This is a genomic window from Cupriavidus metallidurans CH34 (genome assembly GCF_000196015.1).
GTDB lineage: Bacteria > Pseudomonadota > Gammaproteobacteria > Burkholderiales > Burkholderiaceae > Cupriavidus > Cupriavidus metallidurans.
Genome location: NC_007974.2, coordinates 380501 through 406167, shown reverse-complemented (window position 1 = coordinate 406167; position 25667 = coordinate 380501). Strand labels below are relative to the sequence as shown.

Below are 25667 nucleotides of genomic sequence, written 5' to 3'. Positions count from 1 at the left end.
GCTCCCTCGGATGATCACCGCCCTCCCCGCCCCATCTCCCGCTTTTTCCGTTTCGCTGCAAGGCATGGCCTTGAGCTTCGGACTGATCGTCGCCATCGGCGCGCAGAATGCCTTCGTCCTGCGCCAAGGGTTGCGACGCGAGCACGTGGGCAGCGTGGTGCTGTTCTGCGCAGTGGCAGACGCCTTGTTGATCACGGCGGGCGTCATGGGCATGGCCCAGGCCCTTGGCGAAAGCCCCGGCCTTGCCCGCGCGTTAGCGGCAGTCGGCGCCATCTTCCTGGCGATATATGGGTGGCGGGCTCTGCGGCGCGCCCGGGAATCGCACCAGCTAAGCACCCGCACCAGCGGCGAAGGCCTCGGCCGAAGCGCCGCGCTGGCTCAGGCGGCAGCCTTCACGCTGCTCAACCCGCACGTCTATCTGGATACGGTGCTGCTGGTTGGCAGCATCGGCGCCCAGCAACCGGCGGCACTACGCGGCTGGTTCGTGGCGGGCGCAAGCTCCGCCAGCGTGCTCTGGTTCGGACTGCTGGGATTCGGCGCCCGCTGGCTGGCGCCGTGGTTCGCCCGCCCCAAAGCCTGGCAGGCGCTGGATGCCCTGATTGGGATAACGATGCTGGCGTTGTCGTTGATGCTGGTGTGGCGAGTGGTTGGCAATTTCTGACTTTGCAGTCAATGTAAGGCTGGCTGTCCAACAGGGGGCTACCCCACACAACGCAACCCCGCCAACGGGGGAGCTTGCGCCGCACAGGCAGTGCCTCTATCGTCGCGTCACGCGCGCCGTGGCTCCGTCACCGGGAATGCCACTCGAGATGACGCGAACCTTGAATCCGTTTCGGGAAGAACGATGGAGCAATCGCAACGCTGGCGGCAAAGGGCCACCCCTGCCCGCCCGATAGGCGCCTTCTACGTGCGCCAGTTTGGCGCCGCGCTGTTCATGCGGCTGATCTTGTGGGCGATCTTTGGTGGCCTGGCTGCGCTGCTGCTGGTCAGCATGCGCGGCAACGCCGGCTCCGTTTTGATGAGCCTAGTGCTGCTAGGCATCCTGATCCTCTTTGAATGGGGATGGGGACGCCATGCGCCGCTCGGCAAACCATTGCTGACCATCGATGCCAGCGGCATCGGTTCCACGGCATTCCCGCGCAAACGCCGCCATCTGCGCTGGCGAGACATCGCTGGTGCGGCGATACGCGACGTGCGGGGCGCCGGCGAGACCCTTGTCATCGAAACGGTCGAAACGAAGCCCGGCGGCCGTCGGAAAGCGCGTCGCGCCTATCAGGTACGACTGGCCATGCTGCGCAAGTCCGATCAGCAACTCGTTCAGGCACTGGTGGCGCACCACATGCGCGTGGCTGGCATCACGCCGTCCGCCGACGTTGTTGCCGAGCGGGCCTTCGTGGCGCAAATGCAGGCGCTGCCCCGCACCTGGGGCCTGTACAGCATGATCGCCGTGAACGTGCTCATCTGGCTCATCATGCTTTCGCGCGGCGCCGCGCTGGATGGCGCCGCGCCAAAGATGCTCATTGACTGGGGCGGCAATCTTGGCGCGCTGACGCAGGACGGTCAGTGGTGGCGGCTGCTGACGGCCACCTTCCTTCACGGCAGCCTCAAGCATCTGGCCGCCAATATGGTGGTGCTCTACTTGCTCGGCACGCATGTGGAACGATTCTTTGGCACGCGCAGCTTCCTGCTGATCTACGTTGGCGCCGGCCTGCTCGGCAGCGCATTGAGCCTCTATTTCGCGGCGCAGGCCTCGGTGTCCGTCGGCGCCTCGGGAGCGGTGTTCGGCATCGGCGGCGCGCTGCTTGTCGCGGCACTGCTGCATCGCCGCGAACTGCCGCAGAGCATTCGCAATCGACTCGTCAGCGATGCCGTGATCATGATCGGCTACTCGCTCGCACAGGGCTTCCTGTCGACGCGTGTGGATAACGCCGCGCATGTGGGTGGCTTGATTGGCGGCGCGCTGCTGGCGTTGTGCCTGCCGGTCCGGCTGTCGCCGGAGACTTACCGCAAGAAGCTGCGCCGTGGCACGTTGATGGCCACCGTGACGGCCATCGTCGCGGTGGTCGGTGTGGCCGCGTTTGCGCCGCCCGCACCGCTGACCCTGCGCGCCCAGCTGGCCGGTTCCCGACAGTTCGAAGTGGCCGCCGATCGCTTCATGACCGCGCTTCGGGCGACGCAAGCCGATATCGAGGCCATGAAGGCCGGCAAAATGCCCGAGCGCGAGGTCGACGCGCGTACCCGAACCATCCACGCGCCCGCCTTCGAGCAAGCGCTGTCCGGTCTGGTGCGCGTCACGCTGCCGCCCGGCGATTCGCGCGCGCCCTTGCTGCAGGACATGACCCTGCTGGCAGATGCCATGCACGAGTACCTGCGCATGGATTCCGTCTGGGACGCCAGCGCCAACAGACACGTCCCCGCCGATGCCGCGCGTGGCGACGCATTGAATGCCAATATCGAGCGACTGACGCAACGGATCAACACGCGCCTGGCTGAGAAGCGCAAGAAATAGGCATTCACTAGGCAGTCATTGGGCAGTCATCGCACGACGCCGGGCGGGCCGGACTCGTACTGTAAAGTACGGCCTATCTCCGATCCGCCTGGGCCCACGCCACTCCCTATGAACACCAACACCCCCCAAGTGGAGGCCACGCCTCCGCTGCGTCTCACCAGTTTTTCCCACGGGGGCGGTTGCGGCTGCAAGATCGCGCCCGGCGTCCTGTCCCAGATCCTGCGCTCGAGCGCAGCGTTGCCGGTCCCCAAGGAACTGCTGGTCGGGATCGAAACGTCCGACGATGCCGCGGTCTATCAGCTCAACGAAACGCAGGCGCTGATCGCCACCACCGATTTCTTCATGCCGATCGTCGACGATCCGTTCGACTTCGGCCGCATTGCCGCCACCAACGCCATCAGCGACATCTATGCGATGGGCGGACGTCCGATCATGGCGCTCGCACTGGTCGCGATGCCGGTCAACCAGTTGCCGCTCGAAGTGATCGGCCGGGTGATAGAAGGCGGTCAGAGCGTTTGCCAGGCGGCTGGCATCCCCATTGCCGGTGGCCATACGATCGACTCGGTCGAACCCATCTATGGCCTGGTGGTGATGGGGCTGGCGCATCCGAAGAAGATCCGCCGCAACCGCGACGCGCGCGCCGGTGACGTGCTGGTGCTCGGCAAGCCGCTCGGCGTAGGCGTGATGTCCGCCGCGCTGAAGAAGGAAAAGCTCGATGATGCCGGATACGCACGGCTGATCGACACCACCACAAAGTTGAATACGCCCGGCATCGCCCTGGCCGAACTCGACGATGTCCATGCGATCACCGATGTCACCGGCTTCGGCATCGCAGGCCATACGCTGGAACTTGCGCGCGGCGCCGGCTTGCGCGCGGTGCTGGAATGGCCTCGCATTCCCTTGCTGCCGAATGTGATGTCACTGGCGGAACAGGGCTTCATCACCGGTGCATCGCGCCGCAACTGGGAAGGCTATGGCAGCGAAGTCGAACTCGCCGCTGGCCTGCCCGAGCTTGCCCAGCCGCTGGTCACCGACCCTCAGACCAGTGGCGGCCTGCTGATCAGTTGCGCGCCAGACGCCGTGGGCAAGGTACTGGCCGTCTTCCGTGAGCAGGGCTTCACGGAAGCCACCGTGGTGGGCCGCATGGAAGCCGGCGAACCCGGGCTGACGGTCACCCCATGAAACCAGTCGTAAGAGTCGAAGACCGCCACGCGTTCGACACGATCATCGACGCCCGCTCACCGGCGGAGTTCGAGATCGACCATATTCCCGGCGCCATCAACTGCCCGGTTCTCGATAACGAGGAGCGCCGCATCGTCGGCACGCTGTACAAGCAGGTCGGCGCATTCGAGGCGCGACGTGTCGGCGGTGCCATGGTGGCAGCCAACCTCGCCCGCCATTTGCGCGAGCAGTTCGCCGATCGCCCGTCTGGCTGGCGGCCGCTGGTGTATTGCTGGCGCGGCGGGCTGCGCAGCGGCTCGATGACGACGTGGATGCGCATGGTGGGCTGGGATGCCCAGCAGCTTGCCGGCGGCTACAAGGCCTGGCGCCGTCACGTTATCGATGTGCTCGACACGCAGGCCGCGCGCGCGCCGCTGGTCGTGATCTGCGGCGCCACAGGCAGCGGCAAGACGCGCGTGCTCCATGCACTGGCCGCACAAGGCGAACAGGTGCTCGATCTCGAAGGGCTGGCCCGGCACAAGGGATCGCTGCTCGGCGCATTGCCCGATGTCGCCCAGCCTTCACAGACCGCGTTCGAGACCGCACTGGCGGATGTGATCGAGCGCGTCGATCTGGCCCGGCCGCTTTATGTGGAAGGTGAAGGCGCGCGCATTGGCAAGCTCAATCTGCCGGTGCCGCTGGTTGCCCACATGCGCGAAAGCGCCTGCGTGGAGATCGACGCATCGCCAGAAACACGACTCGCGTTCCTGCTGCATGACTATGCGTATCTTGGCGATCGGCCCGCCTGGCTTGCCGATCAGCTTGGGCGGCTGAAGGAACTGCACGGCAAGACCATCATCGCCGCGTGGCAGGAGATGGCGACCACAGGAAACCTGCGCCAGCTGTTCGGCGAACTGGCGACCGAGCACTACGACCCTTCCTACGCGCGCTCGCAACGCAAGCATTTTCACAAATGGGACGCGCGGCGCGTGGTGCACGCGGACAGCCTCTCCGCGCAGGGCATAGAAGCGTTGGCTAGGTCGATCGTGCAAACAGTGGCGGAGCAGCAACCCGCCTGAGTCCAGTCGCTACGCGTCTCATACGGACGGGTAGCGTCGACATGCGGAATTCGCGCTTAGTGACGCGGGCGGGATTGGTTACTCTGAACGGCCCAGAGCAACCCTCGCCGATAGGCGCAGAAGCCCGTACCGTGACTACAGAAGCTGCACTTCAAATCGTCGCCCCTGCAGGTGCGACAAAATCGAACCACCCGCATCCCGCGCCGCCCGGCAACGCACTACCGCCGGCAGCGGATGTCGCCATCCTGCGTCAGCGCGCGCAAGCGCTACTGCCCCGGATTGCCGAAGGCGCGGCAATCCGCGAGCTCCAGCGCGATCTGCCCTACGCTTTCGCGCGAGAGGTCGCCAACGCCGGCCTGCTGACGTTCCGCATTCCCAAGGTCTACGGCGGGCCGGGTGGCACGTTGCGCGATGCCATCCGCTTCGTGATCGAACTCGCGGCCGTGGACTCCAATCTCGCACAGGCGCTGCGTCCCAACTTCGGCCTGGTGGAAGGTCTGCTGGCCGCGCACGACAACGAAGCCGATCGCAAGCGCTGGTTCGGCCGTCTGCTGGCCGGGCATATCATCGGCAACGGCGGCGTGGAGCGCGGCGGCAAGCAGGGCGCCATTCAGGCCACCATCGTGCGCCATGGCGACCACTACCTCGTCAATGGCACCAAGTACTACAGCACCGGTGGGCTCTATGCGGACTGGGTCAGCTCGATCGCGCTGGACGAAGCCGGCAAGGAAACGCACTTCACCGTGCCGCGCGAACGCGCGGGCATGGAACTGGTGGACGACTTCGATACGATCGGTCAGCGGCTGACGGCCAGCGGTACCACGCGCTTCACGAACATGCGCGTGGAGACGGACGAGGTACGCGGCAGCTTTCTGCCGCGTGATCGCCGCAACCCGGTTTCGCCGGTATTCCAGCTATTCCTTGCCGCCACCGAGGCGGGCATCGCACGCAATGCGCTCAATGATGCGGTCTGGTTCGCGCGCAACAAGGCCCGTCCGATCAAGCACAGTTCGGCCGAGCGCTCGGTGGATGACCCCTACGTGCAAGAGACCATTGGCCAGATCTCTGCCGAGGTCTTTGCCGCCGAAGCCGCTACGCTACGTGCGGCCGATACCATCGACGCCGCCTGGGCCGACAACCTGAGCAACGCATCGCTGACGCAGGCATCGATCGACGTTGCCCAGGCGCAGGTCTTCACCGTTGCAGCCGCGCTCAAGGCTTCGGAGTTGGCCCTTGATGTTGGCGGGGCTTCCTCGTGCGACCGCCAGTACAACCTGGACCGTCACTGGCGCAACGCCAGGACCGTGGCGAATCACAATCCCCGCCAATGGAAGGCAGCGGCGGTGGGCGCCTGGCTGCTCAAGGATGAGCCGCCGCCCACGACCGGCCTGTTCTGATCTTTTCCGATCGCGAAGGGAAGCCCCCACGTTTTCACGTGGGGGCTTCGCGTTACCTGCTACCTGCGATGGTCGAACTGACGTGCCAGCCGCTCTCCGCTGAACTGCACCAGCGTGACCAGCGCCACCAGGATCACGATCACATTGAACATCACCGCTGTTTCATACCGTTCGTAGCCATAGCGGATGGCAAGGTCGCCCAGCCCGCCCGCACCGACTGCGCCCGCCATCGCGGATGCGCCGATCATCGCGATCACGGTCACAGTGGCGCCGCCGATCAATGCAGGAAGCGCCTCGGGCAGCAACACGTGGCGCACGATATGCCAGCGGCGGCACCCCATGGCCCGCGCGGCCTCGACCAGCCCGGAATCAGTCTCATTGAGCGCCACTTGTGAAACGCGGGCGAAGAACGGAATCAGGTGGGCGCTCAATGGCACCACGGCGGCCCAGATGCCCATCGTGGTACCGACGATCATCCGCGTGACCGGAAGCATCGCCACCAGCAGGATGATGAACGGCACGGACCGGAACATGTTCACCAGCACCGACAGCGTGCGATGCACGCGTGGTCGTGGCGCCAGGCCCGCCGGCGCGGTGATCGTCAGAACGAGCGCCAGCGCGAGGCCAGTGACGAACACCACCGCGCACGCGCTGGTCGTCATGATCAGGGTCTCACCCAGCGCCTTCAGGTACTTCTCAGCCATTGGCAACACGATCGACAATCTCCGGAGAATGAGCCTGCGCTTGCAGGCGTTTGCGCAGCGGACGCAGCAGCGCGATAGTGGCGTCGGCCTTCGGTTCGCTGAAGACACGCCAGACCGGGCCATGCTCCATCGCATGGCCGTGATCGAGTACCAGCACGCGATCGCACGCTTCGTCGATCACCGCCATATCGTGCGTGATCAGCACAATGGTCAGCGCGAACTGTCGGTTGATGTCACGCAGCAGCGCCAGGATCTGTTCCGTGGTTTCGGGGTCCAGCGCCGACGTGGCCTCGTCGCACAGCAGGATCTCCGGCCGATGCACCAGCGCGCGGGCAATGCCAACGCGTTGCTTCTGTCCACCGGAGAGCATCGCCGGGTAGGCATTCGCCTTGTCCGCCAGCCCTACCAGCGCCAGCAGCTCGTTGACGCGCGACGCTGTCTCCGCTCGTCCCACCCCCGCCACACGCAGCGGCAACGCGACATTCTCGAAGACGGTCTTGGCCGACATCAGATTGAAATGCTGGAAGATCATGCCGATGCGCCGGCGCAATGCGACAAGTCCTTTCTCGTCTAGCGTGCCGATATCGACGCCGTCGACGCGAACATGTCCCTCGTCAGGGCGCTCGAGCATATTTATCGTGCGCAGCAGCGTCGACTTGCCCGCGCCGCTGCGCCCAATGATGCCAAAGCGCTCGCCACGCCCGATCGAGAATGACACGTCGGTCAGCGCGGGCGTCGCCGCGCCGGGATAGGTCTTGCCAACCTGCTCGAACACGATATGGGAATCGCGCGCGTGCAACTGGGATACGGTGTGCATTGCTAGTCTCCCTCGTCAGAATGCCGGGATGATCGATCCCTGATACTTGGTCAGGATGAACTTGCGCACGGCGTCGGACTGATATGACTTCACGAGCGTTGCGACCCACGGCGCGTTCCTGTCCTTCTCGCGCACCGCGATCACATTGACGTAGGGATTGTTCTCCCGCTTTTCGACGGCAATGCCGTCGCGCGAGGAAATCAGCCCGGCCTGGTACGCGAACGTGTTGATGATGGCTGCGGCATCGAGATCGGGCAGCGCGCGCGGCAGCACCACCGACGCGCTTTCAACGAGATCGAGCTTGCGCGGGTTGGCCGTGATGTCCGCCAGCGATGCCGTGCCCGTGGACGGATCGAAACCGTCCTTGAGCTTGACAAGACCGTGATCGCGCAGGATGACCAGCGCGCGGGTCTGATTGCTCGGGTCGTTCGGAATGCCGATGCGCGCGCCGTTCGGCAGCGCTTCCAGCGACTTGACCTTGCGCGAGTAGAAGGCGATCGGCGAGATCAGCGTGGTGCCGACGTTGACGATCTTGTAGCCGCGCTGGCGGATCTGATCACGCAGGAACGGGATGTGCTGGAACGAGTTGGCATCGAGGTCACCATTGTTCAGCGCCTCGTTCGGGCTGGCGGTGCCCGTGATGATCACGGGCTCCACCTTCAGGCCGTTCTTCGCGGCCTCGCGCGTGACAACTTCCCAGATTTCTTCATCGACTCCGCCGCGCACGCCCACCTTGAGGGGCTTGCCCGTCGTTTGGGCGTGGACGGTGCCGATGGAGAATGCGGGCAGCGCGATGGCCAGGGCTGCCAGGGAAGCAAGTGCGGAGCGTCGTTTCATGGAGCAAGGTGCGGAAGTATTGGGAAGCACCAGTCTATGAAGGCCGCTGCCGCGGGTCCAAGAAGGAATACGAGGTAGCAAATGCAAAGTACGGCGACGATGTACCGTGGGCGGTGCCGCTACGCCGCGGCCTGCTCGCGCGTGCGTCCAGCGGGTCGTGCCAGTCCCATGTGGTCGCGCAGGGTGCGTCCCGTGTATTCCGTGCGGAACAGCCCGCGCCGTTGAAGAATCGGCACCACACCGTCGACGAAATCCTCGACGCCACCGGGCAGCACGTCGGGCATCAGGTTGAACCCGTCGGCGGCCCCATGACGGAACCAGTGCTCGATATCGTCAGCGATCTGCTCCGGCGTGCCGACGATGACGCGATGACCACCACCACCCGCCAGCTCGCGTATCAGCGCACGCACGGTCAAACCCTCGCGCTGCGCCAGCGCGAGGGTGGCGCGGAAGAATGTGTGATTGCCGTTTGCAGGCAATTGCAGATCGTTCGGCAATGGCGCATTGAGCGATAGACGATCCACCGCAATGCCCAGCGTGCCCGCCAGCCGGTTCAGGCTGTAGTCCCACGGGATCAGGTCGATCAGATCATCGCGCCGGCGGCGTGCCTGGGCCTCGGTAGCGCCGATGATCGTGGTCAGCCCCGGCAGGATCTTGACCGCGCCGGGCCCGCGCCCCAGTGCCTCGGCACGCTGATTGATGTCTCGACGATAGGCCAGCGATTCCTCGAACGACTGCGAGGCGGAGAACACCGCCTCGGCATGGCGCGCGGCCAGTTCGCGCCCGTCCGACGATCCGCCGGCCTGGAACAGCACCGGATACCCTTGCGGCGTGCGCGGCAGGTTCAGCGGCCCATGGACGTTGAAGTACTGGCCGTGGTGCGCGATGGGCTGCAGCTTGTCCGTATCGACGAAGCGCCCCGTCGCCCGGTCACCAACGAAAGCGTCGTCCTCCCAGCTATCCCAGAGCGCCTTGACGACGTTCGTGAACTCGTCGGCGCGACCATAGCGCTGCGCATGATCCGGCGGCGCGGCGCGGCCAAAGTTGCGGGCGGAACCGGCATCGGCAGTGGTCACCACATTCCAGCCCGCGCGCCCACCGCTGACATGGTCGAGCGTGGCAAAGCGGCGGGCGATGTTGTAGGGCTCGTTGTAGCTCGTGGATGCGGTCGCCACCAGCCCGATATGCGTGGTGGCCGCCGCAACGCAAGCCAACAGCACGGTCGGCTCCAGCGCGGTGATTGGGCGAAAGTTGATCTGGTCTGCGATCGACGCGTTATCAGCCAGGAAGATCGCGTCGAACTTGCCGGCCTCGGCCACCTGGGCAAGACGGATGTAGTGCTGGACATCGACGAATGCACGCGGATCGCTTTCCGGCAGGCGCCACGCGGACGGCACAAAGCCGGCGTGCAGCGCGTTGAGATTCAGGTGGAGTTGGCGGGGTGCCTCGGGAGTGGTCATGGTAGCGGTCTGCTGGCGGGCATTTCGGCGCCTCGCGCCAGCCCGGTGGGTGGATACCTTGGCGTGACAGCATAGGGATGCGTGCGGGAGGAAGGAACGAACGAAAGCCAATATCGTTATGCCCCCGGCCCGGAACATCCCCGCGGCACCTTCCCACCTCATCCCCGCTATTTCTCTCTTGACAGAAATAACTGAATGAATAGAATGCAACGCATGGAACTGAAACCGATCGCCGAACGCTTCGTGCTGCACTGGGGGGAAATGGGCTCGCGCTGGGGTGTCAATCGCACCGTGGCGCAGGTTCACGCCCTGCTCTATCTGGCCGCGCGCCCCATGGACGCCGAGGAAATCACGGATACGCTGGGCGTGGCCCGCTCCAACGTGAGCAACAGTCTCAAGGAACTGCAGTCCTGGCACCTCGTCAAGGTGGTGCATATCAAGGGCGAGCGTCGTGACTTCTTCGAGACGTCGACCGACATCTGGGAACTGTTCAAGCTCATCGTGGCCGGCCGCCGGCAGCGTGAGATCGATCCGACGGCCGTTGCGCTGCGGGAATGCCTCGACAACCCGGCAATCGGCGAAGAAGACACCGGAACGCGCGAACGTATCGAGGAAACCCTGAAGTTCATCGAAACCATGAGCACGCTGGCCGATGAAATGCTGCGGCTGAAACCGGAGACGCTGATGAAGACACTGGGCTTGACGGCGAAGATCAGCAACGCGGTACGCAAACGTAGCTAAGGCTTCCATGGGAAACGGGCATCGACCCGTTTCTTTTTTACCCGATTATTTCTGTCATTACTGAAATAACTGTATGAACAGCGAAGAGAAGGGAACGGCAGGGATGGCGGATCACAGGCGGCTCAGGGTCCTGGTGTGCGGCGCATCGGGCCTGATTGGCGCCGTGCTGTGCAAACGTCTGGAAGCGCAGGGGCATGAGGTGATTCGCGGTGTACGCACGCCAACGTCGGCTCGTGACGTCGCCATGGATTTCGGGACCGATACCACCATCGAGCAATGGCTTCCGCGCGTGCAAGGCATGCACGTCGTCATCAATGCCGTCGGCATCATCGTCGAAACCGGCACGAATCGCTTCGAAGCCGTCCATCACCTGGCGCCGGCGGCGTTGTTCCGCGCCTGCGCCAAGGCCGGAGTGGGCCGCGTCATCCAGATCTCGGCGCTTGGCGCCGATCGCGGCGACACGCCCTACTTTCGCAGCAAGCGCGGTGCAGACGACGTGCTGCGTGCTTTGCCCGTGCAGTGGCAGGTCCTCTATCCATCGCTCGTGTATGCCCAGGACGGCGACTCCGCCGCGATGTTTCGTACCCTGGCGAGTCTTCCGGTGATACCGGTACCCGAACTTGGCGATGCCAGGTTTCAACCGGTTCATATCGACGATCTCGTGGATACCGTCGTCACTGTCATCGTTCCGGCTATTCCCCCGGGCCAGTGCATTGAGGTCGTCGGCGCAAGCCGCATGTCATATCGGGCGATGCTGGACACCTATCGCCAGGGAATGCAGTTGCCAGCGCCAATGTGGGCGACCATTCCCGCCCCGTGCATGACGGTGGCCGCGTATGTGGCGCGTTGCGTGCCGGGATCGAAGCTGACCCCCGACACGTGGCGGATGCTCCGGCGCGGGTGTCATGGCGATGCCGCGCCGCTGACGCGCCTGCTCGGACATCGGCCACGCGCCATTGGCACTTTCATCGCACCCGGTGAAGCCGATTGCCTGCGCCATCGCGCCGTTGGCGCATGGCGTATGCCGATGCTGCGGATCGTGATGGCCCTTGTCTGGTTGGCCACGGCACTGGTCACGCTGTTCGCCTACCCGCTTGCCGACAGCCTGGCACTGCTCGGCGCAGTCGGATTGCATGGCACGCCCGCCATCGTGACGCTATATGCCGCGGTCTTCGTAGATGCGGCCATGGCCGTCGGATGCCTGCGCTATCCGTCACGCCGGCTATGGGCGCTTCAGGCTGCGCTTGTCGCCGGCTACTCGCTGATCATCGCCGTCGCATTGCCGCAGTTCCTCTGGCATCCGTTCGGGCCGGTGCTCAAGAACCTGCCGATTCTCGCCATTCTCTTCATCCTCTACGCGGAGCAGGAATCATGGAATACCTCGCCATCAAGGTGATTCACATCATCTCGTCCGTCGTGCTGGTCGGCACCGGTTTTGGGACGGCCTTCTACCTGTTCTTCGCCAACCGCTCGGGCTCGACCGAAGCCATCGCCGTGGTCTCGCGTCTCGTGGTGCGGGCGGACTGGTGGTTCACCACGCCTGCGGTCATCGTCCAGCCCTTGTCCGGCGCCTACATGCTCCATCTGGCCGGATATCCGCTGAACTCGCCATGGATCGTGGCATCCGCCGCGCTCTATCTTTTCGCGGGCGCCTGCTGGCTTCCGGTGGTGTGGTACCAGATCCGCATGTCCCGGACGGCAATGGCCGCGCACGAACGTGGCACGCCACTGCCGGCGTCCTATTGGCGCGATGCGCGCCGCTGGGAATACCTCGGCTATCCGGCATTCGCCGCGATGGTGGCCGTGTTCGCGCTGATGGTGTTCAAGCCGATGTGAGCGGGTGATATGAGCGGATGCGTTGAACGACAAATGGAGGGCGACCAGATGAACGCGCTGGTTCTTTACTTCGATGGCAAATGCCCGTTCTGTGCCGCCGAGATGCGGCGCCTGAGCGAATGGGACACACAACACCAGCTGGCTTTCGTCGACATCGCGCAAGAGGGTTTCGATTGCTCGTCGTTGAACGTGGATCTCGCCGCACTGAACCGCGAGCTGCATGGCCGCACGTCCGATGGCCGCCTGCTCGTCGGCATCGACTGCATGATCGCGGCCTACACGCTGGCGGGGCATGGCTGGCTGGTGTTGCCGTTGCGGGTACCCGGGCTGCGTCGTGTACTGGCGAACCTGTACCGCGCCTTTGCAGGCAATCGCTACACGCTTTCACGCTGGCTGGGCTACGGCACCGCAACGGCCTGTGACGGCGATTCCTGTGGCACTGGCAACCCGTTCCTCAGCGGCAAGGAATTAACCGATGCCGCTGAGGACCGTCCCGCTCGGCGAGATTCCCGCCAATTGGCGGTTCGCTGGATGTATGCCGCTGCCATCGCGCATCTGCTTGTCGGCGCCGCCATGCCGTGGGCGGCAGACGCAACGCTCTTTGGTACATACCACCGCATCGTCGAGCAATCGTTCTGGTCGGGCGCGGCGCCAGCGCAGGCCAGAGCGCAGCAGGTCTGGTGGATCGCGCTCTTTGGCGCCACCCTGCAATGCTCGGCGATATGGATGCTGGCGCTGGTGCATCTGGGCAACCGAACGCGACACCGGATGGCATGGGGGTGGTTGCTGGTCGGCCTGCTGGTCTGGGCGCCGCAAGACTTGTTGATCTCGCTGCAAGCGCACGTATGGCCGCATGTATTGGTCGACGCGGTGGCGCTGCTCACGATGATTCCACCATTGCTCTATCTGTGGCGAAAGGACGCAGCATGAACAACACCTTGCCGGTCCTGGACTGGACCATCAATCTCCTGATCGTGCAGGCGCTGATGGGCGCCTTCGACACGCTCTACCACCACGAGCTGACACAAGGCCTGTCACACAGCCCCCGCGCACGGCGAGAGCTGTCCATCCACGCCATCCGCGCCGTGCTGTACGGCGTGCTGTTTGCGTCGATGGCCAATCTCAAGTTCTTTGGCATCTGGACATTCGCCATCGCCGGCCTCGTGGTGGTGGAAGTATGGCTGACGCTCTGGGATTTCGTCGTGGAGGATCGAAGCCGCAAACTCCCGGCCACCGAGCGTGTGCTCCACACGCTGCTGGCCATCAATGGCGGCGCGCTGTTTGGCTTGTACGCGGTTCAGCTTGTCGAGTGGTTCCAGGCACCCACGGGACTGGCAATCGCCAGCTTCGGCTGGCGCGGCTGGCTGTTAAGCCTCGCCGCCGCAGGGGTGACGGTGTCTGGCATTCGCGATGGACTCGCCGCGAGACGCATGAGCCGTCGCGGCGCGGCCGTCAATCCATTCGCCGGGCAATCACACCTGAGCGTTCTGGTGACGGGCGGCACCGGATTCATCGGCGAGGCGCTCGTCACCCAACTGCTCGATGCCGGCCATACCGTCACGCTACTGGCACGCGACCCGCTACGCGCGGCATATCAGTTCACCGGCCGCGCCCGCAGCGTGACGTCCCTCGATCAATTGCACGCACAGGAACGGTTTGACGCGGTAATCAATCTGGCCGGCGCACCAGTACTGGGGCCGCGCTGGAGCCAGCGGCGGCGGGCGCAGTTGCTGGCCAGCCGCGTCGGTGTCACGCAAGCGCTGACACGCTGGGCCAGTCATGCCACGCACAAGCCTGCCATCTGGATTCAGGCATCCGCCATCGGCTTCTACGGCGCACGCGACGGCGATCAGCTGCTGGACGAGCACAGCGCGCCCGGAGGCGGCTTTATGTCCGAGCTATGTCGGAGATGGGAGGAATCCGCCGAGCCACTGCGTGACTACGGCCTCCGCATGGTCGTGCTACGGCTTGGCGTGGTCTTCGGACCCGGTGGCGCCCTCCCACCCATGATGCTGCCTCACTACTTCGGCCTGGGTGGGCGACTGGGAAACGGAAGGCAGGTGATGAGCTGGATTCATCGCGAGGATCTGCTGCGTATCCTCGCGCGGGCATTGTCGGACCCGGGCATGAGCGGCGTCTACAACGCGACGGCACCGGGCTGCCTGACGCAAGCAGAGTTCGCTCGTACCGTCGGCAAGGTGCTTCGCCGACCTGTGTGGTTCCACCTGCCCGCGGCGCCACTTCGGTGGGCAGCGGGCGAGATGAGCGAATTGCTACTTGCGGGTCAGCGGGTGATCCCGGCACGGCTGCAACGGGAGGGCTTTGCGTTTCGCTTTCCTGCAGCCGAATCGGCACTACGCGATCTGACCGGGGATAGAGCTTCGCTCCGGCATTAGCTCCGGAATTAGCTTCGGCCCGCCCGTGCCGCCTCGATCGCGGCGATGTCGATCTTGCCCATGGTCATCATGGCATCGAACGCCCGTTTGGCCGCCGCGCGATCGGGGTCCGTGATTGCAGCCAGGAGCGCGCGCGGCGTGATCTGCCAGCACAATCCCCACCGGTCCTTGCACCAGCCACACGCGCTTTCCTGGCCGCCGTGGCTGACGATTGCATTCCAAAGTCGGTCGGTCTCAGCCTGATCGTCAGTGGCGATCTGAAACGAGAACGCCTCGCTGTGCTTGAAATGCGGGCCGCCATTGAGACCAACACAGGGAATGCCCGCCACGGTGAACTCCACCGTCAGGACATCGCCCTGCTTGCCATCGGGATAGTCGCCAGGTGCGCGGAAGACGGCGCCGACGGCGCTGTCGGGGAAGGTCTTGGCATAGAAAGTCGCGGCGTCGAGCGCATCGCCGTCGTACCACAGACAGATCGTGTTCTTGCTGGCCATCTCGTACCTCCTGAAGCGTCAGGCACCAGCGTCCACAAGCCCGGTGCCGTTCTCGGGAAACGCCAATGTCTCACAGTATGAGGGCCGACGCAGGTATTGATGCCACCACCGCGCGCGAAAGCAGAAGTCAGCCAGTTCGCTGCATTGGCTGCTATCTTGTAGGAAGTGCCTTGCACAGATCCAACTGATCAACCGGAGATTCCCCATGGATGCCCCGTTTCACCAGTTCTCCGAACTCTTCGCCCAGCTCGGATTGCCATCGGACGAGAGCGATATCCGCGCATTCATTGCGAAGCATTCGCCGCTTCCGCAGAACGTCGAACTTTGGGACGCTGCGTTCTGGACTCCCGCCCAGGCATCGCTGCTGCGCGACGAGATCGCCGAGGATGCGGACTGGGCGGAAGCGGTGGACCAGTTGAACCTGGCGCTACGCGCCCCGGCTTAGTTCGCTTCAGAAAGCTGGATCGACCATCCCCCGGCACGCAACACCGGGGGCAGGGACAAGAGGCGAGCCATGACATCGCATGGAACAGACACGGTCTTCGCAGGCTCCGTTCCGGAGTTGTACGACACGCTGATGGTCCCGTTGATCTTCGAACCATACGCGGCGGACCTCGCCGCGCGTGCCGCAGCACTCGCGCCAACACACGTGCTCGAGGTTGCTGCGGGAACTGGCGCGCTGACACGGCGGCTGGCGAGTGACCTGCCCGACGGCACGTCGATCGTGGCCACCGACCTCAATCGACCGATGCTGGATCGCGCCGCCGCCATCGGCACCTCGCGGCCGCTGACGTGGCGGCAGGCCGACGCCATGCAGCTACCCTTCCCCGACGCAAGTTTCGATCTGGTGATCTGCCAGTTCGGGGCGATGTTCTTTCCCGAGAAGCACAAGGCTTTCGCCGAAGCGCGCCGTGTGCTGAAGCCCGGGGGCGTGCTGCTTTTCAACGTGTGGGATCGCATCGAGGAAAACGCGTTCGCGCATACGGTAACGCAAACGCTGACCGGCATGTTTCCGCACAAGCCGCCTGTGTTTCTCGCACGCACGCCTCATGGTTATCACGACCCGGCGGTCGTGGCGGCCGATCTGAGGCTCGGAGGCTTTTCCGAAGCCTCCACATGCGCAACCGTCGCCGCCGAAAGCCGTGCCGTGGACGCCAACACGCCTGCCATCGCCTTCTGCCAGGGAACGCCGCTACGCGGCGAACTGGAGGCATTCGGCCCCGATGCGCTGGTGAATGCCACGCTCGCCTGTGCGAAGGCGCTGACGAGGGAGTTCGGCCCCGGTCCGGTTAGCGGGAAGATTCAGGCGCACGTGTTCAGCGCCAGGGCTTGATCGGCGCGCAATTCAGCCCCCCTGCCACGCCGCCCCACCCATTGACCCCACCCATCGACCCACCCGGCAACACGCTCGATCCGACGCACTGCGCTTGATATGCTGACACGGACATTCAGCATTTCAGGCACATGACCGTGGTCGCTCGCATCGTCATCAGTGGTCCGCTCAATGGCGGCTGGTTCGTCACGCCCCTGCACCACGACGGGACGGCCGGCGAAACGCGGCGGTTCGCCGCGCCGGAGGAAGCACGCGCGTTCGCTGCCGCGACGTACCCCGGCAAACCCATCAGGCAAGCGAACTTGCATCCACCACCGATGCCCAAGGGTTCACGCGTTCGCTTTCCCGTGTTTCCGAAGTGAACAGCCGATAACAGACGGTACTGCGCGGGCCGTTAATGCAGATGCCGCAGCTTGTCCGGGTTGCGCACCACATAAATTGCCGCGATCTTGCCGCCCTCGATCTCTAGCGCCGTCGTCTGCAGTTCGCCGTCGGATTCGCGCGTGACGATGCCCGGCAACCCGTTGATGAAAGCCGCGCGGACAAAGGTCGAGCCATTCTTCTGGAAGTATTTCGACAGTTGTTCATGCACACGCATTACCTCGTCGAAGCCGAACACCGGATGGCCAATCGCCGGGCGCTGGCCGCCGCCGTCCGCATGCAGGCTCACATCGGCCGCCAGCATCGTGCTGAGCGTGCCCATGTCTCCGCTGCGTGAGGCGTCGAAGAATGCCTTTGCGAGTGCCAGGCCCCGCTCCTTCTCGACCTGAAAACGCGGGCGCGATTCCCTCACATTGGCACGCGCCCGCGCCGCAAGCTGCCGGCACGCGGCCGGCTCGCGCTGGATCGTCGCCGCCACCTCATCGAACGCGAGGCCGAACACGTCGTGCAGCAGGAACGCCGCGCGCTCGAGAGGCGACAGGCGTTCGAGCGCCAGCATCAGCGGCAGCGTGACGTCGTCCTGCTCCTCTTCCTCGATGACCGGGTCGGGAAGCCAGGGACCGATGTAGGTTTCGCGCTGGTGACGCGCCGATTTCAGCTCGTCGAGGCACATCCGCATCACCATGCGCCGCAGGAACGCCTCGGGCACACGCACCTCGGCGCGCTCGGCGTTCATCCAACGGATGAACGCTTCCTGCACCACGTCCTCCGCATCCGCGACCGAACCGAGCATCCGGTACGCGACGCGGATCAGCTTGGGCCGCAATGGCTCGAAGCTCGCCGCGGCTTCCGAAAGACCGGCGTCCGCCACCATCACGCGGCTGCCTTGGCCGCGGCCTTGGCAGCCGCCGGATCGACCCAGAGACCGAATCCGACCGCGAGCCGGTTCCAGCCGTTGATCACGTTGATCATGAGCGTAAGCTTCACCTGCTCCTCCTCGGTAAAGTGTTCCCTGAGCGTCGCGCTGGCACGGTCGAGCGCGTGCCCTTCGGACAACCGGGTCATGGCTTCGGTCCAGCCCAGTGCCGCGCGCTCGCGATCGGTGTAGCAAGGCGCTTCTCGCCAGGCGGACAGCAGATAGAGGCGCTGTTCCGTCTCCCCGCGTTCGCGTGCCTGGGTCGTGTGCATGTTAATGCAGTTTGCGCATCCGTTGATCTGCGACGCGCGGACTTCAACCAGCGACACCAGGCTCGGCTCGAGACTCCCGGCTATGGCAATGGATGTGCCCATCCAGGACTTCATCTGAACGGGAGCGGCGGCGAACGGGTCAAGTCTTGCAGTCATGGTTTCATCTCCTTGTGTGGGTGACGATGACATGACGAACGAGCCCCCCTTGCTTGTGACATCGAAGCGAAAAATATTTGCGAGCGAGGCCGGAAAGTGCGCCTTGCTACAATCGAACGCCCACCTCCCCCCCCACAATACGACCGGCATGAAGATCCTGATTACCGGCGCAGCAGGCTCCGGCACGTCGACGCTGGCCAACGCCATCGCCGAAGCGACCCAGACGCACGCCCTCGAAACGGATGACTACTTCTGGCGCCCCACCAACCCGCCGTATCAGGTGAAATTCGAGCCCGAGGAACGTTGTGCCCGGCTGCTGAAGGATCTGCGCGCGCGCCCCGAAACCGTTGTGGCGGGGGCGGTGATGGAGTGGGGTGAAGCGCTGGAGCACGCCTTCGACCTGGTGGTCTTTCTGTACGTACCGACGCCGATCCGCCTGGCCCGGCTCAAGCTGCGCGAGGAGCACCGCTTCGGCAAGGCCGATACGGAGTTTCTCGAGTGGGCCGCCCAATACGATGCAGGCACCGCCGAAGGCCGTAGCCTGGAGAAGCATCGGCAGTGGCTGCAGAATCTGCGTTGTCCGGTACTGTATCTGGAGGGGGATGGGACCGTCGAAGCCAGGCTGCAGAGCGTGCTGGCGGCCCGGAATGCGATCATCGAGGGCGCCGGACCCAAATAGGTCCGGCGCCCTCCGCACGCTCAAGGCGCCGCCACCCCCTGAACCTTCGCCGTATAAGGCGTATAGAAGCTCGATCCCGCCCACGCCGCCGTCGCGACGTTGTACAGCGGACCGCCGCTGACGTAGTTCGCGCCGTCATGCCAGTCGCCGGAACCCTTGTACATGGCCACTGCCGGGTACGGATAGACCGGGCGCGATGCCGTGACATTGCTGGACGTGTCGGTCTGGTACGTCATGACACTGCTGGGCCCCGTGCCCTGCTCCACCCAGGCCGTGATCCGCGATACCAGGTCGATGTTCGGATTGCCCTCCCCACCGCCGCAATGGCCCACGCCAGGCACCAGGTACAGCCGCGCGAATGCATCCACGGCCGACGTACCCATCGTGTTCTGCATGGCTTCGTAGTAAGCGATCGTGAACAGCGGCGAGATGTGCTGGTCCGCCCAGCCATGCCACAGGATCAGCTTGCCGCCCGCATTCTGGAATGCCGACAGATCAGGATTGGTGGCATCGTTGAGTGGATGATTGGCGGCCAGGTAGTCGGTATAGAAGTTGCCATCGTGATAGCCGAACGTATTGATGTTCGGCATGGTCGGCGAGCCCGTGAAGATCAGGTTATAGGCGCCCGTCACGATCATGTTGCTGAACAGGCTGGTTACCGGCGCCGGCGCATCGGTCGAGTTCGAGTTCGGCACTTCCACGCCGATCCAGTTTGCCTCGGACCCAAGTTGCGGCGAGCCCGCAAGCATCCGCTTGCCGGTGGTGGTGTCCGTCGGACCGCTGTAGATCCGGCTTGCCGTGGTGACTTCGGCTGCTGTCAGGCAATTGCTGGTGTCCGTCGCGCCAGCCGCGCACTGGATCGAAACCGGATTGAAGTTGCACGCACGCGGATCCGCGAGCAGGCCGTCTGGCGCGCCGCTGGTTCCACCACAGGCGGCGACCACGGCCTTGTGCAGTACCTTTGCCTTGTCCGCATACAGCACGACGTTGCCGGTGTTATCGCCGGTCGTGCTGTTCGACACCACGCTCCAGCCGTGATACAGCGAGTTCTGCGTCTGGAAATGGGCTGCCGGGGCGCCAGCGACGATCCCGTTGTAGTCGTTGGGATAACGCTGCGCGGCCATCAGCGCTTCGCGTCCACCATCCGAGCAACCCACGAAGTACGAGTACTTCTGCGCCTGCCCATAGTAGGACTTGATCAGCTTCTTCGCCGCAAGCGTCGTGATGTGCTGGCCGCGATAGGCAAAGTCAGCCTGCTTCTGCGTATCCGATGACCACGTCGCATCCGAACCGGTATGTCCCATATCGGTCGCCGCCGTGACGAACCCGCCCTGTTGCACCAGCGGGCAGTTGTAGCTGAAGCTGAACGAGCTTTGCTTGGTCGGATCGCTCACGTTGCCGCACAAGCCGCCGCATCCGAGTTCGGCAAACCGTTGCGTCCAGGTACTGACCGGAAGCGCCACTGCGAATGTGTTCGACGGCGCCAGCGTTCCCTTCACCGTGCAAAGCTGCACGGTGGCACCGTTGATGGTCGTGGTGGTGATCGTCGCCGAAGCGATCTTGCTGCCGGCGCCGCCAATGTCCGTGATGTCGACCGAGGCCAATTGCGAGCAGTCGATGACCGGCGCGACAACCTGCAACGTGGTGGCCGTGGTGGTGGAGCCGGTGCTCGTCGAGGTGGACCCCGATGACGTGCCGGTGGTGGCACTGGAACTGCCATCGCCACCACAACCGGCGAGACTGACAGCCGCCACGCCGATGGTGAACGACGTGAGGAATGAAATAGCGCCCGAATAGGCGTGCGCGAACAGCCCGGAACGATGCCGAGAGCTCATGGATATCTCCTGGAACGGTCTTCTCTAGTGGATTGGAATGGAAGAGCCTTTGCGCCTCCTCGACGTCAGAGGGGGAGCAGGTTCGCTGGCAGGCGCAGCGTGCTTCATCGCTCCATACACGCGGCGATGTTGTGGGGCGCAACTACATGCCAACGGCACGAAGCTTGCGCCGACGACGCGCGCGCGGGGTTCCAAACTGGCTGGCAGCCCGTTGCTGTCTGCTTATTGGTTGCTCCGGGCGTTGCGCCCGAAGCATCGGGCCGGACGCGTGTCAGCGCCGGTCATTGCTGAAGCGGTCACCCACCGTTTGGGCCAGATTGCTTGCGTTGCCGCTTCTCGCGATACATGGCGGCGTCCGCCAGTTCCAGCGCCTGTTCGACGGAGACGGGCCTGACGGCCACGACACCTGCGCTCACACCAGCGTAATCGATCGTGACGTCGGCAAGCGTGTAGACACCGCGAGTCGCCGCCAACGCACGCTTCTGCAATTGGTCGGCCAGGCTATGCGCCTGCGTTGCAGACGCCGGACAGGGCGCCACCAGCGCAAACTCGTCGCCACCCACGCGGGCCAGCATGTCGGTGTCTCGCACAATGCCGGATAGGCGCTTTGAACATTCGCTCAGGAACTGGTCTCCGACCACATGTCCGTATGAGTCGTTGATGCGTTTGAAGTCATCGAGATCGATGATGCCGACGACGACGTGGGATTCGTCCCTGGTTGCGCGCGCCAGCAGTCTGCCAAGCTCTCCGTGGAGCGCCCGTCTGTTGGGCAGGCCCGTCAGGGCGTCGGTCAACGCGAAGTTCGCGAGGTACTCGTTCGACCGCCTCAGTTCCTCAAGCAATCGTTCTCGCTCGATATGGTGTCCAATCAGCTTCGAGAAGATGTTCAAGGCGCTGAACGCCTGCGGCCCCAGCGGTTGGCTGCGCTTGCTCGCCCCGCACAACGTACCAATGATCTCCCCATCGCTCGCGCGAATGGGGGCACTGGCGTATGTCTCGATGCCGAGCGCCCTCGCGGCCTGTGAATCCCCCCAGATCTCGCTCGCGTTCGACGTGTAGCGGCGGCCTTCCTCCAGGCAACGCTTGCAGAGGGTGTCGGACCATGGAACGGACAGCCCCTCGGGAATCACAAGTTCGCCCGCGTTCCTGACAAAGTCAACGGACTGCAAACCCGCCTCTTCATCGATCGACGTCAGGTACAGGGACTCAAGGCCGGTGATCAGTTCCAGCATCTCCAGCAGCGGTCTCGTGAGTTGCTCCAGATTCTCCGCCGTGGCAACGGACTCCGAAAGCCGCTCAAGGATCAACTCCATGGGTTTTGTCTCCTCTTCCATGCTGTGCTTTCGCTCTAGAACATACCGCAACAGGCGCCTGCCGGCCAACTCGGCTGAGTGAGAAATCATATCGCTTTGCTGAACGATTTCCTCGTTGCCATCGACAGGCGGAAACCAAATCGTCCTTCCACCGAGTCCAGCAATGGTTCATAAAAAAACCGGGGCCAGAGCCCCGGTTTCTTCTACGTACCGACTGTCAGCTTGCCACATGCTCAGGCAACCGGCCGTCATCCCTACCGCTTGTGTCCGGCTCGTCCGGCCATGAGCGGCCAACCATCCATTCGTAGAGCGTGGGCAGCACGATCAGCGTCAGCAGCGTGGCCGTAATCAGGCCACCGATGATCACGATCGCCAGCGGCCGCTGCGTTTCCGAGCCGATGGCGCGCGAGATCGCCATCGGGAACAGGCCCAGCATAGCCAGCATCGCGGTCATCAGCACGGTGCGCAGACGATCCATCGAGCCGGTCAGCACGGCCTGGCGCACCGGCATGCCTTCCTCGCGCAACTGGTTGAAGTAGGTCACCATCACCACGCCGTTCAGCACGGCCTGCCCGAACAGCGCGATGAAGCCGATTGCCGCCGAGACCGACAGCGGAATGCCGGTCAGGAACAGCGCAAACACACCACCGATCAGCGCGAACGGAATGTTCGAGATGATCAGCGCCGCGCTCTTGAACGACTGGAACGCGTTGAACAGCAGCAGGAAGATCAGCAGCACCGACAGCGGCACCACGATCGACAGGCGCGCCATCGCGCGTTCCTGGTTCTCGAACTCGCCCGACCAACTGATCTTGACGTCCTAGGCATTGACGTTCTTCTTCACCAGCTCCTGCATGTCCTTCACCACGCTACCCATGTCGCGGTCGTGGATGAAGATACCGATCGACGTGGTGCGCTGGCCGTTCTCGCGGCTGATGTTCATCGCGCCCGACGCGGCCCGGAACGTCACCAGCTGCGACAGCGGCACCTGCGCGCCATCGGCGGTCTGCATGAAGATGTTCGGCAGGTTCGGTAGTTCGCGCTCGCCCGGCTTCAGGCGTACTACCACGCTGAAGTGCTTCTCGCCTTCCCACAACTCCGTCGCGGCCTTGCCGCCGAGTGCGCTTTCCATCAGGTCCTGCACGTCGGCCACGTTGATGCCGTAGCGGGCAGCCTGGGCGCGATCGAAATCAAGCACGTACTGCGGCAGCTCGCCGTCACGGTCGATGAACGCGCGCATCACGCCGCGTACCGACTGCACGTTGGCCAGGATCTGATCCGCCACCTTCTTGTTGTGCTCGAGGCTGTCGCTCTGCACCTTGATCACGATCTGGCCCTTGATCTGCGAGATGCTTTCCAGGATGTTGTCGCGCACCGGCTGCGAGAAGTTAGGCTCGATGCCCGGCATCTTGCGCAGGTTGTGGTTGATTTCCTCGATGATCTTGCGCTTGTCGAAGCCAGCGCGCCATGCCTTGTCGCTCTTCAGGTCGACCAGGATTTCCACGGTGTTGATCAACTTCGGATCGGTGCCGTCGTCGGGACGGCCCACCTTGGAGATCGTCGTGTTGACCTCGGGCGTGGTGCGAATCACGTTGCGCAGCAGACGCGCCTGATCGCGTGCCTCGTCCAGCGACACCGAGGCCGGCAAGTCGAAGCTGACCCACATCGAGCCTTCGTCGAGTTCGGGCAGGAATTCGCTGCCCAGGAACTTGCCCACGCCGACGGTGGCCACCAGCAGGCCCACGGCGATGGCCACGACCTTCTTCTTGTTCTCGAGCGCCCACGCCAGCATCGGCTCATAGAGGCGCTTGCACTGGCGCACCACGAAGTTGTCCTCGTGCGCGATGTTCTTCTTGAGCAGCAGGTGGCACAGCAGCGGCACCACGGTCAGCGAGACAATCAGCGAGCCGACCAGCGCGCCCGTCACGGTGTACGCCATCGGCGCGAAGATCTTTCCTTCGTGGCGCTGCAGCGTGAAGATCGGGATGTGCGCGGCGATGATGATGATCATCGAGAACACGGTCGGACGCCCCACCTCTGTGGTGGCCTGAAGGATCGCGTGCATCCGCGCCTTGTTGTCCTTGATCTGCTGTTCCTTGAGTTCGCCCAGCCGCTTGAAGATGTTCTCGACGACGATCACCGCGCCGTCGACGATGATGCCGAAGTCCATCGCCCCCAGCGACAGCAGGTTGGCCGGAATGCCCACCCAGGTCAGGCCGATGAACGTCGACAGCAACGCCAGCGGGATCACCAGCGCCACGATCGCCGCCGCGCGCACGTTGGCCAGGAACAGGTACAGCACGGCCATCACCAGCAGCGCGCCCTCCACCAGGTTGCCAAACACCGTGTGCAGCGTCTTGTCGATCAACGTCGAGCGGTCGTAGTACGGCACCAGCTTCACGCCCTTCGGCAGAATCTGGTCGTCGAGCAGTTCGATCTTCTTCTTCAGCGCCTCGAGCACGATCGACGGGTTCTCGCCCTTGCGCATCACCACGATGCCCGAGACGATGTCGTCCTCGTCGTCCTGGCCCATCAGGCCCTGCGGCGGCGCGGCGCCGATCTTGACCTCGGCGATGTCCTTGACCAGGATCGGCGTGCCGTTGTTCTCGGCCACCACCACGTTGGCGATGTCGGCCGAGCTACGGAAGCTGCCCAGCGAACGCAGCAGGTACTGCTGGCGTCCATGCGCCACCGAGCCACCGCCGGCGTTCGAGTTGCCGCGCTGAAGCGCCGTGAACAGTTGCGACAGCGAGATCTTGCTGTCGCGCATGCGGCCCAGATTCGGGTTTACCTCGTACTGCTTGATCGAGCCGCCGATCGTAACCACGTCGGCCACGCCCGGCACCTGACGCAGATTCTTCTCCACCACCCAGTCCTGCAGCGTGCGCAGTTCCTGCGGCGTGTAGCCCTTGCCGCTCAGGCGGAAGCGATAGATCTCACCGATGGCGGTGGAAAGCGGCGCCAGTTCCGGCTGCACGCCGTCGGGCAGGTCAACGCTGCGCAGCCGTTCGATGATCTGCTGGCGCGCGACGATGTCGGTGGCCTTGTCGTTGAAGGTCACCATCATGAACGACAGGCCGAACTGCGTATGCGAGAACACACGCACCGAATTCGGCGTGCCCGCCAGCGCGGTTTCGATCGGAATCGTGACCTGGCGCTCCACTTCCTCGGCGGCCCGGCCCGGGTACAGCGTGATCACGTTGACCTGGATGTCCGAGACGTCCGGGAACGCTTCGATCGGCAGGTTCTTGAAAGCGGCCAGGCCGCCCGCGACGAAGATGATCAGGCCAAGCCAGACGAACAGCTTCTGGTGCAGCGCGAAATTGACGATACGTGAAATCATGTGGCTGC

22 protein-coding genes and 2 pseudogenes are annotated in these 25667 nt (G+C 64.1%); 14 read left to right on the top strand and 10 right to left on the bottom strand.

Going from position 1 to position 25667, the window contains the following annotated elements; translation table 11 throughout:
• Positions 1-10 precede the first annotated feature (10 nt).
• The 5 genes from RMET_RS20010 (at position 11) to RMET_RS19990 (ending at position 6146) form a co-directional block, all read left to right on the top strand.
• The gene (locus tag RMET_RS20010) at positions 11-661 is read left to right on the top strand and encodes a LysE/ArgO family amino acid transporter (protein WP_011518377.1); all 651 of its coding nucleotides are present in this window, start codon (positions 11-13) and stop codon (positions 659-661) included.
• 183 nt (positions 662-844) lie between these two features.
• On the top strand, positions 845-2509 hold the full coding sequence (locus RMET_RS20005; protein WP_011518376.1) for a rhomboid family intramembrane serine protease: 1665 nt from the start codon (positions 845-847) through the stop codon (positions 2507-2509).
• A gap of 108 nt (positions 2510-2617) precedes the next feature.
• Entirely contained in the window at positions 2618-3691 is a 1074-nt protein-coding gene (gene selD / locus RMET_RS20000) for a selenide, water dikinase SelD (RefSeq protein WP_011518375.1), read from the top strand.
• Positions 3688-4749: a tRNA 2-selenouridine(34) synthase MnmH gene (gene mnmH / locus RMET_RS19995; RefSeq protein ID WP_011518374.1), complete on the top strand. Its 1062-nt coding sequence runs from the start codon at positions 3688-3690 to the stop codon at positions 4747-4749. Before selD ends, mnmH begins: the two co-directional genes overlap by 4 nt.
• A 131-nt stretch (positions 4750-4880) precedes the next feature.
• Positions 4881-6146, top strand: a complete 1266-nt coding sequence (locus RMET_RS19990) for an acyl-CoA dehydrogenase family protein (protein WP_029309808.1) — start codon at positions 4881-4883, stop codon at positions 6144-6146.
• A 59-nt stretch (positions 6147-6205) separates the two neighbouring features.
• Here RMET_RS19990 and RMET_RS19985 read toward each other — a convergent pair whose 3' ends face one another.
• From RMET_RS19985 to RMET_RS19970, 4 genes and pseudogenes are all read right to left on the bottom strand, one after another.
• Positions 6206-6850, bottom strand: coding sequence for a methionine ABC transporter permease (locus RMET_RS19985; RefSeq protein WP_029308855.1), 645 nt, complete (start codon positions 6848-6850; stop codon positions 6206-6208).
• A 37-nt stretch (positions 6851-6887) separates the two neighbouring features.
• Positions 6888-7667: pseudogene (locus RMET_RS19980) on the bottom strand (methionine ABC transporter ATP-binding protein); the annotation flags it as partial.
• 15 nt (positions 7668-7682) lie between these two features.
• The gene (locus RMET_RS19975) at positions 7683-8504 is read right to left on the bottom strand and encodes a MetQ/NlpA family ABC transporter substrate-binding protein (RefSeq protein ID WP_011518370.1); all 822 of its coding nucleotides are present in this window, start codon (positions 8502-8504) and stop codon (positions 7683-7685) included.
• Positions 8505-8623: 119 nt separating this feature from the next.
• Positions 8624-9964 (bottom strand): LLM class flavin-dependent oxidoreductase, encoded by a 1341-nt coding sequence (locus RMET_RS19970; protein WP_029309807.1) that lies wholly within the window; start codon positions 9962-9964, stop codon positions 8624-8626.
• A gap of 213 nt (positions 9965-10177) precedes the next feature.
• Between RMET_RS19970 and RMET_RS19965 the strand changes: the two genes are divergently transcribed.
• The 5 genes from RMET_RS19965 to RMET_RS19945 all read left to right on the top strand — a co-directional run bounded on the left by RMET_RS19965 (position 10178) and on the right by RMET_RS19945 (position 14937).
• Positions 10178-10705, top strand: coding sequence for a GbsR/MarR family transcriptional regulator (locus RMET_RS19965; protein WP_029309806.1), 528 nt, complete (start codon positions 10178-10180; stop codon positions 10703-10705).
• A 73-nt stretch (positions 10706-10778) separates the two neighbouring features.
• Complete coding sequence (locus tag RMET_RS19960; RefSeq protein WP_080710334.1) at positions 10779-12101, top strand: SDR family oxidoreductase; 1323 nt, start codon at positions 10779-10781, stop codon at positions 12099-12101.
• Entirely contained in the window at positions 12077-12541 is a 465-nt protein-coding gene (locus RMET_RS19955) for a DUF2269 family protein (protein WP_029309805.1), read from the top strand. Before RMET_RS19960 ends, RMET_RS19955 begins: the two co-directional genes overlap by 25 nt.
• Before the next feature lie 48 nt (positions 12542-12589).
• A complete protein-coding gene (locus RMET_RS19950; RefSeq protein ID WP_011518365.1) occupies positions 12590-13471 on the top strand; it encodes a thiol-disulfide oxidoreductase DCC family protein in 882 nt (293 codons plus the stop codon).
• Positions 13468-14937 carry a TIGR01777 family oxidoreductase gene (locus RMET_RS19945; protein ID WP_011518364.1) on the top strand — a complete coding sequence of 490 codons (1470 nt, stop codon included), beginning with the start codon at positions 13468-13470 and terminating at the stop codon, positions 14935-14937. Before RMET_RS19950 ends, RMET_RS19945 begins: the two co-directional genes overlap by 4 nt.
• 8 nt (positions 14938-14945) lie before the next feature.
• Here RMET_RS19945 and RMET_RS19940 read toward each other — a convergent pair whose 3' ends face one another.
• Complete coding sequence (locus RMET_RS19940) at positions 14946-15431, bottom strand: VOC family protein (protein WP_011518363.1); 486 nt, start codon at positions 15429-15431, stop codon at positions 14946-14948.
• Positions 15432-15636: 205 nt separating this feature from the next.
• Between RMET_RS19940 and RMET_RS19935 the strand changes: the two genes are divergently transcribed.
• From RMET_RS19935 to RMET_RS19925, 3 genes are all read left to right on the top strand, one after another.
• Entirely contained in the window at positions 15637-15876 is a 240-nt protein-coding gene (locus tag RMET_RS19935; RefSeq protein WP_011518362.1) for a DUF2789 domain-containing protein, read from the top strand.
• Positions 15877-15945: 69 nt separating this feature from the next.
• The gene (locus RMET_RS19930) at positions 15946-16764 is read left to right on the top strand and encodes a class I SAM-dependent methyltransferase (RefSeq protein ID WP_011518361.1); all 819 of its coding nucleotides are present in this window, start codon (positions 15946-15948) and stop codon (positions 16762-16764) included.
• Between the two features lie 131 nt (positions 16765-16895).
• A complete protein-coding gene (locus RMET_RS19925) occupies positions 16896-17126 on the top strand; it encodes a hypothetical protein (protein WP_011518359.1) in 231 nt (76 codons plus the stop codon).
• A 32-nt stretch (positions 17127-17158) separates the two neighbouring features.
• On the opposite strand, the gene RMET_RS19920 is transcribed toward RMET_RS19925, so the two are convergent.
• Both RMET_RS19920 and RMET_RS19915 read right to left on the bottom strand, forming a co-directional pair.
• Complete coding sequence (locus RMET_RS19920) at positions 17159-18019, bottom strand: sigma-70 family RNA polymerase sigma factor (RefSeq protein WP_011518358.1); 861 nt, start codon at positions 18017-18019, stop codon at positions 17159-17161.
• Positions 18019-18489, bottom strand: a complete 471-nt coding sequence (locus tag RMET_RS19915; protein ID WP_029308846.1) for a carboxymuconolactone decarboxylase family protein — start codon at positions 18487-18489, stop codon at positions 18019-18021. Before RMET_RS19915 ends, RMET_RS19920 begins: the two co-directional genes overlap by 1 nt.
• Before the next feature lie 148 nt (positions 18490-18637).
• Between RMET_RS19915 and RMET_RS19910 the strand changes: the two genes are divergently transcribed.
• Positions 18638-19168, top strand: coding sequence for an ATP-binding protein (locus RMET_RS19910; RefSeq protein WP_011518356.1), 531 nt, complete (start codon positions 18638-18640; stop codon positions 19166-19168).
• Positions 19169-19188: 20 nt separating this feature from the next.
• Here the strand turns inward: RMET_RS19910 and RMET_RS19905 are convergent, their stop codons facing one another.
• The 3 genes and pseudogenes from RMET_RS19905 to RMET_RS19895 form a co-directional block, all read right to left on the bottom strand.
• Positions 19189-21003, bottom strand: coding sequence for a tannase/feruloyl esterase family alpha/beta hydrolase (locus RMET_RS19905; protein WP_011518355.1), 1815 nt, complete (start codon positions 21001-21003; stop codon positions 19189-19191).
• A gap of 296 nt (positions 21004-21299) precedes the next feature.
• Entirely contained in the window at positions 21300-22316 is a 1017-nt protein-coding gene (locus RMET_RS19900; protein WP_011518354.1) for a GGDEF domain-containing protein, read from the bottom strand.
• A gap of 217 nt (positions 22317-22533) precedes the next feature.
• Positions 22534-25659 (bottom strand): annotated as a pseudogene (locus RMET_RS19895) (efflux RND transporter permease subunit).
• Between the last annotated feature and the right edge of the window lie 8 nt (positions 25660-25667).